We start from the raw sequence: 16,451 nt of genomic DNA, 5'->3' as shown, positions 1-16,451 counted from the left end.
GCACCGGGCCTCCCGGTGCAAGCAAAAAACACCCCACGAACCGTCAGGCTCGTGGGGTGTTTTTCATTGAACGCGCAAGAAGATGATCAGCCCTGCTGCTGCGCCTCGAACGCCGCCGCCGCCCGCCCCAACCGGTCATTGACCGCGATCCACTCGATCGTCTCCGGCAGCTTCTCGATGAGAATGCGCGAGACATTCGCGCGATCGAGCGCGCGCAGCAAGCCATACAGCTCACGCGCATATTCCTGCGGCTCTTCCGGCGCGGTGACGAAATGCACGCCCTTGGCCTGCGCCCAATCGCCCGCGCGCGAGGCGCGCGCCACGAGCGCCACCGTTTCGCCCGCATCGCGCGCTGCCGCCAGCAGCGGCTCCAGCGCCTCGAACGGCAGCAGCGCGAGCGGCGTGCGCGGCGCATAGTGCGCCTTGAGCGTACCCGAGGCGCGCGGCGCCGTGGCGTCCGAGCCGTCGGGCAAGCGCGGCGCCTCGCCCAGCACGCGCGCGATGTCGTGCGGCGTCACGTGGCCGGGCCGCAGCAACGCGGGAAATCCGCGGGAGAGATCGAGAATCGTCGATTCGATGCCCACGTCGCATGCGCCGCCGTCGAGCACATGCACCGCCGCGCCGAATTCGTCACGCACGTGCTGCGCCGTGGTCGGGCTCACGTGGCCGAAACGGTTCGCCGACGGCGCCGCCACGCCGCCATGACCGCCGCGACGCGCAGAAAACGCCGCCAGCAGCTGCTGCGCGACCGGATGCGACGGGCAGCGCAGCCCCACCGAGTCCTGACCGCCGCTCACGGCATCGGGAATGCGTTCGTGGCGTTTGACGATCAGCGTGAGCGGGCCGGGCCAGAATGCATCGACGAGCTTTTGCGCCGCCTCGGGCCACTCCGCTGCCCAGTACTGCGGGTCGCCGCCCGGCGGCAAGTGCACGATCACCGGATGGTTCGCCGGCCGCCCTTTGGCCGCGTAAATGCGCGCGACTGCCTCGGGGCTCGCCGCATCGCCGCCCAGACCATAGACGGTCTCGGTCGGGAACGCTACCAGATCGCCCGCGTCGAGCAGCGCGGCGGCGTGCTCGATGTCGGCATCGGTCAGAGTCGGCGCGCCATCGTGCGGCGCGTTCTGCTGATCAGACATGATGCGGCTCAACCTCAGCTCGTGGCGATGTGCAGCAGGCGCGCGCAGTCGCGTGCGGCCGTGCGCGCTTCGTCGAGCGTCGGCGCAGTGAAGTTCACGTGGCCCATCTTACGGCCCGCACGCGCTTCTTCCTTGCCGTACAGATGCAGGCGCGCGGCCGGCATCGCGGCCACCTGGTCCCACGGCGGCGTGACGGGCGCGGCGCCCTTCTGGGGCTTCGCCTCGCCCACGGCGCAGGGGAACCACACGTCGCCGAGAATGTTCAGCATCACGGCCGGCGAGTGCTGGCGCGTGTCGCCGAGCGGCATGGCCGTCATGGCGCGCACCTGCTGCTCGAACTGGCTCGTGGCGCACGCATCGGTCGTGTAGTGGCCCGAGTTGTGCGGGCGCGGCGCCATTTCGTTGGCGACGAGCGAGCCGTCTTCGAGGATGAAGAACTCCACGCACAGCACGCCCACATAGCCGAGCTTCGCCGCGATCTGGATCGCCGCCTGCTGGGCCTGCTGCACGAGCGCCGGGCTTGCGTCCGGCGCGGGCACGATGGTGTGCGAGAGCACGCCGTTGCGGTGCGTGTTCTGCGCGAGCGGATAAACGACGGCCTTGCCGTTCGTGCCGCGAGCGATCAGCGCGCTCACCTCGAACTTCAGCGGCAGGCGCTTTTCCAGCACGCACGGCACGCCGCCGAGCGACGCATGCGCCTCGCGCACTTCTTCGGCGTTGGAGACACGAATCTGGCCTTTGCCGTCGTAGCCCATGCGCGCGGTCTTGAGAATGCCCGGCAGCACGGCGGCGAGCGTCTTGTCGTCGATGCCGGCGAGCGCCTGCGACGACTCGATCACCACGTGCGGCGCGACCGGCACGCCGGCCGCCGCGATAAAGCGCTTCTCGGCGATGCGGTCCTGCGCCACCGCCACGCAGCGTCCAGCCGGGCTCACGAAGGTCGACTTCGCGAGCGTGTCGAGGCTCGCCGCGGGCACGTTCTCGAACTCGGTCGAGATGGCCGCGCACAGACGCGCGAGTTCGGTGAGCGCCGCTTCGTCGTCGTACGCGGCGCAGATGTGGCGGTCGGCCACGGTACCCGCGGGGCTCGTCGCGTCGGGATCGAGCACGGCGACGCGATAGCCCATCGCCTGTGCGGCAAAGCAGAACATGCGGCCGAGCTGGCCGCCACCCACCATGCCCAGCCAGGCGCCGGGCAGGATCGGTGAAACCGGTGAATTGTCAGGAGTCATCTTCGTGGTCGGCCGCGGGGTGGCCGCGGCGCGTGGGGACGATCAAAGCGGGACGATCAAAGCGGGGGCAGCACCATGGCATGCGCCGCTTCGTTCTGGCGCACACGGAAGGCCGCGAGCTTGTTCGCGTATTCGGTGTTGGTCACGCTCAGGATCGAGACGGCGAAGAGCGCCGCATTGGCCGCGCCCGCCTCGCCGATGGCAAAGGTCGCGACCGGGACGCCCTTGGGCATCTGCACGATCGAGTGGAGCGAATCCACGCCCTTCAGATACTTGCTGACCGCCGGCACGCCCAGCACGGGCACCGTGGTCTTGGCCGCCAGCATGCCCGGCAGGTGCGCCGCGCCGCCCGCGCCGGCGATGATCGCGCGCAGGCCGCGCTCGCGCGCCTTTTCCGCGTACTCGAACATCTCGTCGGGCATGCGGTGCGCCGAGACCACCTTGGCCTCGTACGCGACGCCGAACTCCTGCAGGATCGCGACCGCGTGCTTCATCGTGTCCCAGTCGGAGCTGGAGCCCATCAACACGCCGACGAGCGGCGCCGCATGCTGGTGAGCCGTCTGAACTTCGCTCATTGTGCTTCCTTTTTCCCTCTTCTCGCTCACGCGAGCTTTTGACCCGTAAGACGCTCGAGCGCCTCCTGATACTTTGCCGACGTTTTGGCGATCACTTCGTCGGGCAGCTTCGGCGCCGGCGGCTCCTTCTTCCAGTCCTGGGTTTCGAGCCAGTCGCGCACGAACTGCTTGTCGAACGACGGCGGGTTCGAGCCCACCTGGTACTGGTCGGCCGGCCAGAAGCGCGACGAGTCGGCGGTGAGCGCCTCGTCCATCAGATACAGCTGGCCGTGGTTGTCGAGACCGAATTCGAACTTCGTGTCGGCGATGATGATGCCGCGCGTGGCCGCGTAGTCGGCGGCTTCCTTGTACAGCTTGATCGAAATATCCTTGATGGTGCGCGAGAGCTCGGTGCCGATGCGGCGCTCCATCTCTTCGTACGTGATGTTCTCGTCGTGGTGGCCCATTTCGGCCTTGGCTGCCGGCGTGAAGATCGGCTCGGGCAGCTTTTGTGCATTCTGCAGGCCCGGCGGCAGTTCGACACCGCACACGGCGCCCGTTGCCTGATAGTCCTTCCAGCCGCTGCCGGCCAGATAGCCGCGCACCACGGCTTCCACCAGGATCGGCTCGAGGCGCTTCACCACGACGGCGCGGCCCCTGACCTGCTCGACTTCGTCGGCGGCCACCACCGTTTCAGGCGCGACGCCCGTGAGGTGGTTCGGCACGACGTGCTTGAGCTTTTCGAACCAGAAGTCGGCCATCTGGTTGAGCACCTCGCCCTTGCGCGGAATCGGCTCGCCCATGATGACGTCGAACGCCGACAGACGGTCGGTGGTGACGATCAGCAGCTTGTCATTGCCCACGGCATAGTTGTCGCGGACCTTGCCGCGGCCGAGAAGCGGCAGCGAGCGGAGCGTGGATTCGTAGAGGGTAGACATCGTCGTGATTCGCTAAAAGGACAATCGAAACGGAGGCGGGTTCGGTCCAGAATCGCGGTTGCAACCGCGCGCGGAAACCGTAAAACCGAAGGTATTGCGAGGGTAAACCAAAAACCGGCAAATTTCCCGGAAAAGCCCATCGCCGTTCCCCCAAAACAGGCGGAAACGGCGATGTTTTGCTACTCGAGGCGCACAGCGCCCGGAACAGAAGCTCGCTTAGCGAACGATCTGCGCGAGTTCGCCCGATTTGTACTTCTCGGCGATCCTGTCGAGCGAAACCGGCTTGATCTTGCCGGCCTGGCCTTCGCAACCGAACGCGAGGAAGCGGTCCAGGCACACCTTCTTCGCGGCTTCGCGAGCCGGCTTCAGGTAGTCGCGCGGGTCGAACTTCGACGGGTTTTCATACATATAGCGACGGATCGCGCCCGTGATCGCCAGACGCAGGTCGGTGTCGATGTTGATCTTGCGCACACCGTGACGGATGCCTTCCTGGATCTCTTCCACCGGCACGCCGTACGTTTCCTTCATGTCGCCGCCGAATTCGCGGATCTCGGCCAGCAGTTCCTGCGGCACCGACGACGAACCGTGCATCACGAGGTGCGTGTTCGGGATGCGCGCGTGGATTTCCTTGATGCGCTGGATCGACAGAATGTCGCCCGTGGGCTTCTTGGAGAACTTGTACGCGCCGTGCGAGGTGCCGATGGCGATGGCCAGCGCGTCGCACTGCGTGAGCTTCACGAAGTCGGCGGCCTGCTCCGGGTCCGTCAGGAGCTGCTCGCGCGTCATGGTGCCTTCGGCGCCGTGACCGTCTTCCTTGTCGCCCTTCATCGTTTCCAGCGAACCGAGCACGCCCAGTTCCGCTTCGACCGTCACGCCGATCGAGTGCGCCATTTCGACGACCTTGCGCGAAACTTCGACGTTGTACTCGTACGATGCGACCGTCTTGCCGTCGGCTTCGAGCGAGCCGTCCATCATCACACTGGTGAAACCGCTGCGGATCGCTGCCATGCAGACTGCCGGCGACTGGCCGTGGTCCTGATGCATCACGACCGGAATATGCGGATACGACTCGACCGCGGCTTCGATCAGGTGGCGCAGGAAAGGCTCACCCGCGTACTTACGCGCGCCGGCCGATGCCTGCATGATCACCGGCGAACCGACCTGGTTCGCGGCTTCCATGATCGCCTGGACCTGTTCCAGGTTGTTCACGTTGAACGCGGGCAGGCCATAACCGTGTTCAGCCGCGTGGTCCAGCAGTTGACGCATTGATACGAGAGGCATTGTTGCTACTCCTTTGATTTGAAACGAAATGCTTCTGCCGCCGACTGTCTTGCGCAGCCGGTCGAGGGCGGCCTGGCAGCCGCCGCCCGCGTGACCTGCCGCGGGCTCGATGGCGTGATTTTATCGCGAAGCGCGTCCGATCCCGGCACCAGGCACGTAACTGGCATGAAATTGGCGTATCGGAGCGTCAGAACCGCGAGAAGATGCAAAAAGCGTTACAGCCCGTGCGCCGTGGGGAAAAAGCGTCTAAACGGCACCGATTTGGCGTCGATCTGATACCAGTGTGGTACCAGTCGAAGCCGACCGCATTTATTTTCGGGAGTCGCGAAAATAAAGCGAAAAAAATCGCCGCGAGGTTACCGCACCGAAGTTAGAGCACGTCGCCGACGCGTACGATCTTCAGTGTGTTCGTGCCGCCCGGCTGCCCCATCGGCTCGCCCACGGTCAGCACGACCATGTCGCCGTGCGACGCGTAGCCCTTGCTGACCACCACTTCGATGGCTTGCTGGAGCGCCGTGTCGCGGTCGCTGCTCGTGTCGAGGTGCAGCGGCGTGACATTGCGATAGAGCGACATGGCGCGCTCGCTGCCTGCACGCGGCGTGAGCGCGAAGATCGGCACATGGGTCCAGTGACGCGACATCCAGAGTGCGGTCGAACCCGACTCCGTAAGCGCGACGATCGCCTTTGCGCCCAGGTGATAGGCCGTGAACAAGGCGCCCATGGCGATCGACTGGTCGATGCGCGTGAAGGTGCGGTCGAGGAAATCCTTGTCCAGTTCGGATTGCTCCGACTTCTCCGCTTCCAGACAGATCGCGGCCATGGCCTCGATGGTCTGCACCGGGTACTTGCCCGCGGCCGATTCGGCCGAGAGCATCACGGCGTCCGTGCCGTCGAGAACCGCGTTGGCGACGTCCGAGACTTCGGCGCGCGTAGGCACCGGCGCGTGGATCATCGACTCCATCATCTGCGTGGCCGTGATGACGAGTTTGTTCGAGTCGCGCGCCATGCGGATCATGCGCTTTTGCAGCGCCGGCACGGCGGCATTGCCCACTTCCACGGCCAGGTCGCCGCGCGCGACCATGATGCCGTCCGACGAATCGAGAATTTCCTGCAGCGCCGGAATCGCCTCGGCGCGCTCGATCTTCGCGATCATCTTCGGCTTGATGCCGTACGGCGCGCCCGCGATGTTCGCGAGCTGGCGCGCCATTTCCATGTCGGTGGCGTTCTTCGGGAACGACACGGCGACGAAGTCCGCGCCCAGCGACATGGCCGTGCGGATGTCTTCCATGTCCTTCGCGGTGAGCGCGGGCGCCGTCAGCCCGCCGCCCTGGCGGTTGATGCCCTTGTTGTTCGACAGGTCGCCGCCCACGCGCACGATCGTGTGGATCTCGCTGCCGATCACGCGCGCGACGTCGAGCACGATCAGGCCGTCGTTGAGCAACAGGATGTCGCCCGGCTTCAGGTCGCGCGGCAGATCCTTGTAGTCGAGACCGACGCGCTCGTCATTACCGAGCTCGCATTCGGCGTCGAGGATGAACGGATGGCCCGGCTCGAGCGTCGTCTTGCCATTCTCGAATTTGCCGACGCGAATCTTCGGGCCTTGCAGGTCCGCCATGATCGCAACTTCGCGGCCAGCCTGGCGGGCGCAGTCCCGCACCATTTCAGCACGCTGACGATGGTCGTCGGCGGTGCCGTGCGAAAAGTTGAGGCGCACCACGTCCAGTCCTGCGCGGATCATTTTCAGCAGGATGTCCGGCGTGCTGGAAGCCGGACCGATGGTGGCGACAATCTTGGTGGCGCGATGCATGAGTCTCCTCGTCTGGATAGGATCGCTGGGAAAACCGTTGCTGCGAGAAGTGCTGGCCGGCTGCGCCGCGGGTGCGGATGCGCCGGAACGCGCACCGGGTGTACCCGGCGTCGCTTTCTTGGAGGACACCGCAGGGCTCACATGAGCCGCTACGGCGCTGTCTACATGCGTAGTCGTATTCGATGCGGGCGTGGCTGTGCGCCCTGTCGGATTCTGTGCGGCTGTCGATTCAGCAGTCGACTGCGTCGCCGCAAGGTCCTTTTCGGCAGCGGCGGCGGGGGTCGCGTCGGCCCCCGCCTGGTCCGTCTCTGCCTGGGGCGCTGCGCGCCCCTTCTGTTTTGCTGCGGCCCCGGCTGCGCTGCGCGACTTCTGTGCGCCTGCACGAGGAAGTTTGCTCATGGCCTTCCCGGCCGGGGCGCGCGGCGCCACTTAACCAGCCGCCCGCGTTTCGAGCACTTCGACCGCCGGCAGCTTCTTGCCTTCGAGGAACTCGAGGAAGGCGCCGCCGCCGGTGGAGATATAGCTGACCTTCTCGGCGATGTTGTACTTCGCGATGGCTGCGAGCGTGTCGCCGCCGCCCGCGATCGAGAAGGCGCCCGAACTGGCGATCGCATCCGCGAGCGTCTTCGTGCCGTTGCCGAACTGGTCGAACTCGAACACGCCGACCGGGCCGTTCCACACGATCGTGCCGGCCTGCGCGAGCTGCGCGGCGAGTGCGTTGGCGGTGACGGGACCGATGTCGAGGATCATGTCGTCGTCTGCCACGTCGGCCACGTTCTTCGTCTCGGCCCTGGCCGTCGGCGAGAATTCCTTGGCGGTCACGACGTCGGTCGGGATCGGCACGGAGGCGCCGCGCGCGCGCGCCGCGTCGATGATGGCCTTCGCATCGTCCACCAGATCGGCTTCGGCGAGCGACTTGCCGATCTTCAGGCCCGCGGCCAGCATGAACGTGTTGGCGATGCCGCCGCCGACGATCAGCTGATCGACTTTCTCGGCCAGCGACTTGAGGATGGTGAGCTTGGTCGAAACCTTCGAGCCCGCCACGATGGCCACCAGCGGACGCTTGGGCGCGCCGAGCGCCTTGCCGAGCGCGTCGAGTTCGGCCGCGAGCAGCGGACCCGCGCAGGCGACGCTCGCGTACTTCGCGATGCCGTAGGTCGTGGCTTCGGCGCGATGGGCGGTGCCGAACGCGTCGTTCACGTAGATATCGCAGAGCTTCGTCATCTTTTGCGAAAGCTCGTCCGAGTTCTTCTTTTCGCCCTTGTTGACGCGGCAGTTTTCGAGCAGCACCACGTTGCCCGGCTCGACGTTCACGCCGTTTTCAACCCAGTTCGCGACCAGCGGCACGTCGCGGCCGAGCAGTTCGGCCAGACGCTTCGCGACCGGCGCGAGGGAGTCTTCGGGCTTGAATTCGCCTTCGGTCGGGCGGCCCAGGTGCGAGGTGACCATGACGGCCGCGCCGGCGTCGAGTGCGGCCTTGATGGCCGGCACGGAGGCGCGCACGCGGGTGTCTTCGGTGATGTTGCCGTGGTCGTCCTGCGGCACGTTCAGGTCGGCGCGGATGAATACGCGCTTGCCCTTCAATTTGCCTTCGGAGATCAGATCGGAAAGACGCAGAACCTTGTTCATGGGCATGTCATCTTGATGGTGGGAAGGCGGTGGCAAGGCGATGCGGCGCCGCGGGCCTCATTCTGGCGCGGCAAGACGTGCGGGACGGCACGGCGCGGGATCCGGTGTGAACGCTGTTTCGGGTCGCGGCTCCATGTCGCTGCTCGTCGCTGGCACGAGCCGGCATCGATTGCGAGATCGGTATTTTAGCTGATAGCCAGGACGATCAGAGACGTGTCCAGGCGAATCTCCCGTATTTGGGCAGACGCTGCTCGCCGGGCGGGCGTTCGCGCGATTTGCTGCGATGCAGCATGGGCTAAACCCAAAAAAATATTCATGCGGAACACGCGCGAAACGACCCTAAAATCGCCCGAAATCCCCGCCCCAAGCGCCCGCGGGCGCGCTGGAAGGCGTCAAATGACGCTAAAATAATCGTCTTTGCCAACCGCAGCCACGCGGCGCGCGGCGAAACCCCTATATAAGCCCGATATTTACTGCACTTGTCTGGAGATTCGTATGTCAATGGCCGACCGCGACGGCAAGATCTGGATGGACGGCAGGCTGATTGATTGGCGCGACGCCAACATTCACGTGCTGACCCACACGCTGCACTACGGCATGGGTGTCTTCGAAGGTGTACGCGCCTATCAGACCGCCGACGGCAGCACCGCGATCTTCCGCCTCGCCGAGCACACCAGGCGTCTGCTCAACTCGGCCAAGATTTTCCAGATGGACGTGCCGTTCGACGCGAAGACGCTCGCCGACGCGCAGCTCGAAGTCGTGCGCGCGAACAGGCTCGAGTCGTGCTACATCCGCCCGATCATCTGGGTCGGCTCGGAAAAGCTCGGCGTTTCGGCCAAGGGCAACACCATCCACGTGGCCATCGCCGCATGGCCGTGGGGCGCCTATCTCGGCGAAGACGGCCTCGCCCGGGGCATCCGCGTGAAGACGTCGTCGTTCACGCGCCATCACGTGAACGTGTCGATGGTGCGCGCCAAGGCTTCGGGCTGGTATGTGAACTCGATCCTCGCCAACCAGGAAGCCACCGCCGACGGCTACGACGAAGCGCTCCTGCTCGACGTGGACGGCTATGTCTCGGAAGGCTCGGGCGAGAACTTCTTCCTCGTGAACAACGGCAAGCTGTACACGCCGGACCTCGCGTCGTGCCTCGACGGCATCACGCGCGACACGGTCATCACGCTCGCGCGCGACATGGGCATTCCCGTGATCGAAAAGCGCATCACGCGTGACGAGGTGTACACCTGCGACGAAGCGTTCTTCACGGGCACCGCCGCCGAAGTCACGCCGATCCGCGAGCTCGACAACCGAACCATCGGCAGCGGCTCGCGCGGCCCGGTCACGGAGAAGCTGCAATCGGCCTTCTTCGACGTCGTTTCGGGCAAGAACGACAAGTACGCGCACTGGCTCGCGAAGGTCTAAGACAAAAGGTCCGGGCGCGCCAACGCCTGGCCCCCACAGCTACACAGAGAATCGTCCTCATGAGCGAAATCAAGGAAATGCCGCTGGTCGAACTTTCGGCCAAGGATCTGCCCGCTTACTGCCCGAATCCGTCGATGCCGCGCTGGAGCAACCACCCGCGCGTGTTCCTCGACGTGACGCACGGCGAAGCGAAGTGCCCGTACTGCAGCACGCGTTACAAGCTGCGCGCGGGCGAGGTCGTCCACGGCCACTGACGCGTTTCGCCTCACTCGCGGCGCGCTGTCGTTGCATGCGGCGGCGCGTTTTACGTGCTGCCGCCGCCCGTTCACCGGCGCGCGGCTTCTCGTCATTTTCCCAACCGTGTTTCGCGCGCGGCCCAATCCGCCCCCATGCCGGCCCGAGCCGGCGCGAGGCGGGCAAGCCGCACGTGCAACCTTTACCCTCTCCGGACCCTGACTCCCGATGCGCCGCGCGCTGGTAATCGCACCGAACTGGATCGGTGACGCACTGATGGCGCAGCCGCTTTTTTCGCGGCTCGTGAAACTGCACCCGCGCATTCAGATCGATGCGCTCGCGCCAACCTGGGTTGCGCCCGTGCTCGAGCGCATGCCCGAGATCCGCGACGTCTACGCCACCGACCTCGGCCACGGCAAGCTGCAGCTGCTGCGCCGCTGGCAACTGGCGGGCGATCTGCGCGCCGAACGCTATGACGCCGCCTATGTGCTGCCCAATTCGCTCAAGTCCGCACTGATCCCGTGGCTCGCCAATATCGGGCTGCGCATTGGCTACACGGGCGAGAACCGTTACGGCCTCTTGAATGTGCGCCATGCGAATCCGCCCAAGGACGAGCGCCCGCCGATGGTCAGCCACTACGCCGCGCTCGCCTACGCGCCCGGCGCGAGCGTGCCCGACGACCTGCCGATGCCGCGCCTCGAGTCGGACCCGAACGAGGCGTCGCGCGTGTCGGCGCGCTTCAATCTCGATACGCGCGTGCCGCTGCTCGTGTTCTGCCCCGGCGCCGAGTACGGCCCGGCCAAGCGCTGGCCGCCCGAGCATTTCGCGGCGCTCGCGAAGATGGTGGGGCAGTCGTTCCCGTACACGCAGATCGTCGCGCTCGGCTCGCCGAAGGACGCCCCGCTCGCCCAGGCGATTGCCGATCGCGCGCCGAACGTGCGCAACCTGTGCGGGCAGACCGCGCTCGGCGAGGCGTGCGCACTGATCTCGCGCGCGAACGCCGTGGTGACCAACGATTCGGGCCTGATGCACGTGGCCGCCGCGCTGCGTCGGCCGCTCGTCGCGCTGTACGGTTCGACGGATCCGCGCCACACGCCGCCCTTGTCCGAGCTTGCAAAGGTACAATGGCTCCATCTCGAATGTAGTCCCTGCTTTGCGCGAGAGTGTCCGCTCGGGCATCTGAACTGCCTGCGTGAACTGAGCCCGGAACAGGTTTTCGGCGATCTACGCGGCATGCTGCTCGGGCAGCGATAAGCAACAGGCATCGCCAGCAGCGTTGGGCGGCTATGTGCCGCCCGCCACGCTGAAAACATCGCGCACACAAATGGATGTGCGCCACGCAACGGACGCCATGCGCGTTGCGCGCGCCCAATAGAGGCAACGAGGCGCGGGAGGGACCCATGCGCCGCATCGGAGCACGTCACAGGCCTGTCTCGCGAAAGCGGCATGCTCGCGGCAAACGCGCGGCACGCAGCGACAGCCGCACAACGACGCAACCGATCAATCGCCAACCCGCGCCCAGGTAGACGCCGAATGCGACACCGAGCGCACAAGACCAACGAGCCATGCCACGTTTTGCCCACATCTTCGAAGCCGCCGCGGACACCCTCAACGCGTACTACCAGGCCGTCGCGGAAGTCAACATCGACAGCTTGATGGGTCTGTGGATCGATGAAGAGTTCGTGAGCTGCATCACGGCGGAAGGCGCGCATCTGCACGGCCTGCCGAGCATCCGCGCTGGCCTCGCCGCACAGCTCGAAGCGGCGCCGGTGTCGATCGAGCCGCTCGACATCCGTGTGTACGACAGCCTCGGCACCGTGGTCTACGCGATCGTGGAGGCGCACCGCCCGGTCGATCCCAGTGCGATTCCCACCATGGTCTTCACGACCTACGTGATGGTTCACGAGCGCGGCGAGTGGCGCATTGCGCACATTCACGCGAGCCGCATGCCCGACGACGCAGCCACCCAGTTCTCGGCCAGATTGCGCCACGGCCAGGGCGCGCTGCACTGACATAAGGGCGCAAAGCAGGGGGCAGTGATGAGTACGACCGACGACACCAGCAGGCCCGGCGACGCAGCCCGCGTCGCGGCCGCGCTCGATGCCCAGACCGCCCTGCTCGGCCCCCACTACGACAACGACTACCGCGCGCCGTTCTGGCTGCCCGGTGCGCACATCCAGACCATCGTGCCGGCGCTGTTCTCGCGCCTGCCCGCGCCAGCCTACCGCCGCGAGCGCTGGGACACACCGGATGGCGACTTCATCGAAGTGGACTGGCTGGACGGCAAGCGTGCCGGTGCGGATTCACACAACGCCCCGCTTTTCGTCCTGTTCCACGGCCTGGAAGGCGGCTCGAGCTCCCACTACGCGCGCGCGCTCGCTGCCGCCGCGCAGGCGCGCGGCTGGCATGCGGCGATCCCCCACTTTCGCAGCTGCAGCGGTCCGCTGAACCTGCTGCCGCGCTTCTACCATCTCGCCGATTCCGCCGAAGTCGACTGGGTGCTGCGCCGCTTCGCTGCCCGCCACGCGGGGCCGCTCGTGGTCGCGGGCGTGTCGCTCGGCGGCAACGTGCTGCTGCACTGGCTTGCCCAGCGTCGGGAAGATGCCGCGATCGTCGCGGCCGCCGCGGCGATCTCCACGCCGCTCGATGTGCATGCAGGCAGCGAGATGCTGACGCAGGGTTTCGGCATGATCTACACGCGCAGCTTCCTGAAGACGCTGAAAGTGAAGGCGCTCCAGAAACTCGAGCAGTACCCCGGCCTGTTCGACGCGCAAGCCGTGCTCGCCAGCCGGACGATGTACGAATTCGACAATGTCGTGACGGCGCCGCTGCACGGTTTTCGCGACACCCACGACTACTACACGCAGGCGACGATCCGCCCGAAGCTCGGCGAAATCGCCGTCCCCACGCTCATTCTGAACGCGCGCAACGATCCGTTCCTGCCGGGCCGCGCGCTGCCCGCGCGCCACGAAGTGAGCGCCGCCGTCGAGCTCGATCAGCCCGCGCACGGCGGCCACGTCGGCTTCATGACGGGACCGTTCCCTGGCCGCAGCGACTGGCTTTCGCAGCGCGTGTTCGCTTATCTCTCGCCTTTCGTCTCTCATGGATGACATCGTCAAACAGGCGCTCGCGCGCTGGCCCAACGTCCCGCATTGCACGGGCTGGCTGCTGCTCGACGCACGCGGCAACTGGCGCATGCGCGACGAGGCCGCCCAGGCGCAGAACGCACCCGGCACCGCGATCCGCCACGAAGCGCTGCTCGGCTTCATCAACCGCAATTACGAGCGCGATGAACACGGCCAGTGGTACTTCCAGAACGGGCCGCAGCGCGTGTACGTCGAACTCGAATACACGCCGTGGATCGTGCGTCTCGCCGCGGGTCACGAGGGCGACGACGCGTTGACGCTCACCGATCAGGGCGGTCAAGCGTTCGAGCCCGTGGCCGCCTACCTCGACGAAGCGGGCAGCGTGATCTTCGCCGATGCGAGTTCGCCGCCGCGCGCGGCGCTGCTGCACGACCACGACCTCGACCTCTTCACCGACCACGCCACGCTCGCGGACGACGCCCACAGCGGCACCTTCCACTGGCGCGCCGGCGCCGCGCTGCCGCTGCAGCCGGTCAAGCGCGCCGACGTAAGCACGCGCTTCGCCTTCGTGGCGAGCCCGGCGCGCGCCGAGCGCGAAGCGCAGGCCGCGGGGCACGGCGCGAGCGGCACGCCGCCTGCATCCGCGGACTGAGCCCCGACTTAGCCGCGGCCCTCATCCTTCTCGTCCTGGCGCTCCTGCTGGTAGCGCGCCTCGAAGTCGTGCAGGCGAGCTTCGATCGTCGACAGATCGTAGTAGCCCACCGATTTCATGTCGCGCGCCTCCTTGAGCTGACGGATAGCCGAGGGCCACGCGCCGTCGAGCGCCAGCTTCTCTGCCATCGCCCGATGCTGAGTGAGCGCGTCGCCGAGTCCGGCGCTCGCCTGCGCCAGATAGAGCCACCAGGCGTCCTGCTGCGGTTCGGCCTCGGTTTCGCTGCGCGCGAGCGTCTGCGCCTCCTTGAAGCGCCGCGCCGCGATCAGCGCCTGCAGCAGCGCATCGGTAGCCGCGTGGGAGCCTGGCCACGCCTTGTGCGCGGCCTCGGCCAGCCGCACGGCGTCGTCGGTGCGGCCTGAGCGGCGCGCGATATCCACGGCGAGCACGTCGAGGCTCGGCGAGCTGCGCGTCTTGCTGCCATCCGCGGCCTCGAACTTCGCGAACGCCGCGCGCGCGTTCGCGAGCGACGCCGTGGCGTCGTCGTAGCGCTCCAGCAGCAACTGCGCGTAGGCAATGCCATACCAGTTCGCGGCGACGTTGAGCGCCGTGCGGTCCTCGAGCTCTGAGCGCAGACGCGAAACCTCGTCGATGTACTCGTTGCGCGTGCGGTCCTGAAGCACACGCACGCGTGCGCGCACGAAACCGTACTCGGGCGCCTGGCGCGGCTGACGGTAAGCGGCGCGGCGCGCGCGATCCTGCATGTCGGCGATGCGCTCGCCGGTGAGCGGGTGCGTGCGCGCGTAGGCCGGCACGCCCGTGTCTTCCATCGAATCGCGCTCGAGCCGCTCGAAAAACGCCACCATGCCCCACGGGTCGTAGCCCGCGCCCGTAAGCAGCTGGAAGCCCACGCGATCGGCCTCGTGCTCCGCGGCGCGCGAGAAACGCAACTGGCTGTCCACGGCATACGCCTGGCTGCCGAGCGCAATCCCGGCGCCGAGATCGCCGCTATGCGCGAGCACGCCCGCGAGAATGCCGAACAGCACGCCGGCCAGCGCGGCCAGGCCCGTGCGCTCGCTCTGCGAAAGCATGCGTGCGATGTGCCGCTGCAAGACGTGGCCCATTTCGTGACCGAGCACGGAGGCGAGTTCGGACTCCGTTTGGGTGACGACGATGAGCCCCGAGTTCACGCCGATGAAGCCGCCCGGCAGCGAGAAGGCGTTGATCTGGCCGTCGCGGATCGCGAACAGATCGAAGTCGGGCCGATAGGCGCCGATGAACTGCGCGCTGGCGGCCGCCGCGAGGCGCGCGGCCACCGAATTGAGGTAGTCGCGCACGAGCCAGTCGCCGATATAGTCGGGGTCGCGGCGAATCTCGCGCATCACGCGCTCGCCGATACGGCGCTCGGCCTGCGGCGTGAGCGCGCCGCCGGAGCCGTCGCCGAGGTCGGGCAGTTGCGGCACCCAGGCGGGGGCGCGCACGCTGGTATTGCCGCTCGACGACGAGGAAGCTGCGCCTGCCTGGCCCTGGGCCGAAAAGCGGCTCTGCGCGCCGCCGTAAGTGCCGAACACGCCCTGCGCGATCGAGGCGGGGACGACGGGGTCCGCCGAGTCGTCGAACGGGCCGCTGACGAGTGCGGGCGCCGCATTGGCCGCGTTCGGTGCCGGGCTGGAGGGGGCCGGTGCCGGCTGCGCGGCCAACGGCGGGGCCGCGCCGGGCTTGAGGACGGCGGCATTCGACGCCTGCGCGTACGCTTGCGGCGAAACCGTAAGCGACGCGCACAACCATGCAGCAAGCAGCCGTTTCAGACGCATTGATGACAGGATCGGGGAATGCGGAACACCGGCGCGGCGGCGCACCCGGTGCGGACCGCCCGCGCGCTTGCGCCAACCCATCGATTGTAGCCCGCCTTACAACTCTTGCGGCACGGCAAGACGCGTAGAAAGCGCGGCGTGCCGCACTGTTAAGATAGGTACCCCTCAAGGAAGAACCCACCATGCCTGAACTCACGCATTTCGATGCAGCCGGCGACGCCCATATGGTCGATGTCGGCGCCAAGGCAGAGACGAAGCGCATCGCGCTCGCGAGCGGCACGATCCGCATGTTGCCGGAAACCTTCGCGCTGATCCGCGACGGCCACGCGAAAAAAGGTGACGTGATCGGCGTTGCGCGTATCGCCGCGATCCAGGGGGCGAAGCGCACCTCGGATCTGATTCCGCTGTGCCACCCGCTCGCCATCACGCGAGTGAAAGTGGATTTCGTGCTCGACGAAACGATGCCCGGGGTTCACTGCACGGCGCAGGTGGAAACGCTCGGCCGCACGGGCGTGGAGATGGAAGCGCTGACCGCCGTGCAGGTCGGACTGCTGACCGTCTACGACATGTGCAAGGCCGTGGACCGGGGCATGACGATCACCGATGTGCGCGTGCTGGAAAAGCACGGCGGCAAGTCGGGAGATTGGGTGGCGGAGCGCTGACGCC

Annotated in this window: 15 protein-coding genes; 7 read left to right on the top strand and 8 right to left on the bottom strand. The window is 66.8% G+C overall.

The window, feature by feature from the left end:
• Nucleotides 1–86: 86 nt before the first annotated feature.
• The 7 genes from AB3X99_RS00805 to AB3X99_RS00775 all read right to left on the bottom strand — a co-directional run bounded on the left by AB3X99_RS00805 (nucleotide 87) and on the right by AB3X99_RS00775 (nucleotide 8,580).
• Nucleotides 87–1,139 carry an L-threonylcarbamoyladenylate synthase gene (locus tag AB3X99_RS00805; protein WP_368615915.1) on the bottom strand — a complete coding sequence of 351 codons (1,053 nt, stop codon included), beginning with the start codon at nucleotides 1,137–1,139 and terminating at the stop codon, nucleotides 87–89.
• Nucleotides 1,140–1,153: 14 nt separating this feature from the next.
• Complete coding sequence (locus AB3X99_RS00800; RefSeq protein WP_069262846.1) at nucleotides 1,154–2,371, bottom strand: 5-(carboxyamino)imidazole ribonucleotide synthase; 1,218 nt, start codon at nucleotides 2,369–2,371, stop codon at nucleotides 1,154–1,156.
• A 56-nt stretch (nucleotides 2,372–2,427) separates the two neighbouring features.
• Nucleotides 2,428–2,946: a 5-(carboxyamino)imidazole ribonucleotide mutase gene (purE, locus tag AB3X99_RS00795; protein ID WP_028205944.1), complete on the bottom strand. Its 519-nt coding sequence runs from the start codon at nucleotides 2,944–2,946 to the stop codon at nucleotides 2,428–2,430.
• Nucleotides 2,947–2,972: 26 nt separating this feature from the next.
• On the bottom strand, nucleotides 2,973–3,863 hold the full coding sequence (locus tag AB3X99_RS00790) for a phosphoribosylaminoimidazolesuccinocarboxamide synthase (RefSeq protein WP_342948449.1): 891 nt from the start codon (nucleotides 3,861–3,863) through the stop codon (nucleotides 2,973–2,975).
• 216 nt (nucleotides 3,864–4,079) lie between these two features.
• Nucleotides 4,080–5,144, bottom strand: coding sequence for a class II fructose-bisphosphate aldolase (fba, locus tag AB3X99_RS00785; protein WP_368615914.1), 1,065 nt, complete (start codon nucleotides 5,142–5,144; stop codon nucleotides 4,080–4,082).
• Between the two features lie 370 nt (nucleotides 5,145–5,514).
• A complete protein-coding gene (gene pyk / locus AB3X99_RS00780; protein WP_069262849.1) occupies nucleotides 5,515–6,951 on the bottom strand; it encodes a pyruvate kinase in 1,437 nt (478 codons plus the stop codon).
• A 429-nt stretch (nucleotides 6,952–7,380) separates the two neighbouring features.
• On the bottom strand, nucleotides 7,381–8,580 hold the full coding sequence (locus tag AB3X99_RS00775; RefSeq protein WP_368615913.1) for a phosphoglycerate kinase: 1,200 nt from the start codon (nucleotides 8,578–8,580) through the stop codon (nucleotides 7,381–7,383).
• 495 nt (nucleotides 8,581–9,075) lie between these two features.
• Here AB3X99_RS00775 and AB3X99_RS00770 point away from each other — a divergent pair, with 495 nt between their 5' ends.
• From AB3X99_RS00770 to AB3X99_RS00745, 6 genes are all read left to right on the top strand, one after another.
• A complete protein-coding gene (locus tag AB3X99_RS00770; RefSeq protein WP_342948446.1) occupies nucleotides 9,076–9,999 on the top strand; it encodes a branched-chain amino acid transaminase in 924 nt (307 codons plus the stop codon).
• 59 nt (nucleotides 10,000–10,058) lie between these two features.
• Nucleotides 10,059–10,253 (top strand): zinc-finger domain-containing protein, encoded by a 195-nt coding sequence (locus AB3X99_RS00765; RefSeq protein WP_028205950.1) that lies wholly within the window; start codon nucleotides 10,059–10,061, stop codon nucleotides 10,251–10,253.
• A 208-nt stretch (nucleotides 10,254–10,461) separates the two neighbouring features.
• Nucleotides 10,462–11,487: a lipopolysaccharide heptosyltransferase II gene (waaF, locus tag AB3X99_RS00760; RefSeq protein ID WP_069262852.1), complete on the top strand. Its 1,026-nt coding sequence runs from the start codon at nucleotides 10,462–10,464 to the stop codon at nucleotides 11,485–11,487.
• Nucleotides 11,488–11,798: 311 nt separating this feature from the next.
• Nucleotides 11,799–12,245: a nuclear transport factor 2 family protein gene (locus AB3X99_RS00755; protein WP_069262853.1), complete on the top strand. Its 447-nt coding sequence runs from the start codon at nucleotides 11,799–11,801 to the stop codon at nucleotides 12,243–12,245.
• A gap of 27 nt (nucleotides 12,246–12,272) precedes the next feature.
• Nucleotides 12,273–13,343: a YheT family hydrolase gene (locus tag AB3X99_RS00750; protein ID WP_368605576.1), complete on the top strand. Its 1,071-nt coding sequence runs from the start codon at nucleotides 12,273–12,275 to the stop codon at nucleotides 13,341–13,343.
• Entirely contained in the window at nucleotides 13,336–13,971 is a 636-nt protein-coding gene (locus AB3X99_RS00745; RefSeq protein ID WP_069262855.1) for a DUF2946 family protein, read from the top strand. The genes AB3X99_RS00750 and AB3X99_RS00745 overlap by 8 nt, the downstream gene beginning before the upstream one ends.
• 8 nt (nucleotides 13,972–13,979) lie before the next feature.
• Here the strand turns inward: AB3X99_RS00745 and AB3X99_RS00740 are convergent, their stop codons facing one another.
• Nucleotides 13,980–15,785: a M48 family metalloprotease gene (locus tag AB3X99_RS00740; RefSeq protein WP_368615912.1), complete on the bottom strand. Its 1,806-nt coding sequence runs from the start codon at nucleotides 15,783–15,785 to the stop codon at nucleotides 13,980–13,982.
• A gap of 182 nt (nucleotides 15,786–15,967) precedes the next feature.
• On the opposite strand from AB3X99_RS00740, the gene moaC reads away from it, so the two are divergent.
• Nucleotides 15,968–16,447, top strand: coding sequence for a cyclic pyranopterin monophosphate synthase MoaC (moaC, locus tag AB3X99_RS00735; protein ID WP_368615911.1), 480 nt, complete (start codon nucleotides 15,968–15,970; stop codon nucleotides 16,445–16,447).
• The last annotated feature ends 4 nt before the right edge of the window (nucleotides 16,448–16,451 follow it).

This window comes from Paraburkholderia sp. BR10882 (genome assembly GCF_040948855.1).
GTDB classification, from domain to species: Bacteria; Pseudomonadota; Gammaproteobacteria; order Burkholderiales; family Burkholderiaceae; genus Paraburkholderia; species Paraburkholderia nodosa_A.
This window is presented reverse-complemented; position numbering and strand designations above follow the sequence as displayed.

Bases quoted from the DNA above. Each gene is read 5' to 3' on its own strand.
- purE (WP_028205944.1), bottom strand. From the start codon at position 2,946: ATGAGCGAAGTTCAGACGGCTCACCAGCATGCGGCGCCGCTCGTCGGC.
- AB3X99_RS00775 (WP_368615913.1), bottom strand. From the start codon at position 8,580: ATGAACAAGGTTCTGCGTCTTTCCGATCTGATCTCCGAAGGCAAATTG.
- fba (WP_368615914.1), bottom strand. From the start codon at position 5,144: ATGCCTCTCGTATCAATGCGTCAACTGCTGGACCACGCGGCTGAACAC.
- AB3X99_RS00740 (WP_368615912.1), bottom strand. From the start codon at position 15,785: ATGCGTCTGAAACGGCTGCTTGCTGCATGGTTGTGCGCGTCGCTTACG.
- AB3X99_RS00800 (WP_069262846.1), bottom strand. From the start codon at position 2,371: ATGACTCCTGACAATTCACCGGTTTCACCGATCCTGCCCGGCGCCTGG.
- AB3X99_RS00755 (WP_069262853.1), top strand. From the start codon at position 11,799: ATGCCACGTTTTGCCCACATCTTCGAAGCCGCCGCGGACACCCTCAAC.
- AB3X99_RS00770 (WP_342948446.1), top strand. From the start codon at position 9,076: ATGTCAATGGCCGACCGCGACGGCAAGATCTGGATGGACGGCAGGCTG.
- waaF (WP_069262852.1), top strand. From the start codon at position 10,462: ATGCGCCGCGCGCTGGTAATCGCACCGAACTGGATCGGTGACGCACTG.
- AB3X99_RS00765 (WP_028205950.1), top strand. From the start codon at position 10,059: ATGAGCGAAATCAAGGAAATGCCGCTGGTCGAACTTTCGGCCAAGGAT.
- AB3X99_RS00790 (WP_342948449.1), bottom strand. From the start codon at position 3,863: ATGTCTACCCTCTACGAATCCACGCTCCGCTCGCTGCCGCTTCTCGGC.
- AB3X99_RS00750 (WP_368605576.1), top strand. From the start codon at position 12,273: ATGAGTACGACCGACGACACCAGCAGGCCCGGCGACGCAGCCCGCGTC.
- moaC (WP_368615911.1), top strand. From the start codon at position 15,968: ATGCCTGAACTCACGCATTTCGATGCAGCCGGCGACGCCCATATGGTC.
- pyk (WP_069262849.1), bottom strand. From the start codon at position 6,951: ATGCATCGCGCCACCAAGATTGTCGCCACCATCGGTCCGGCTTCCAGC.
- AB3X99_RS00805 (WP_368615915.1), bottom strand. From the start codon at position 1,139: ATGTCTGATCAGCAGAACGCGCCGCACGATGGCGCGCCGACTCTGACC.
- AB3X99_RS00745 (WP_069262855.1), top strand. From the start codon at position 13,336: ATGGATGACATCGTCAAACAGGCGCTCGCGCGCTGGCCCAACGTCCCG.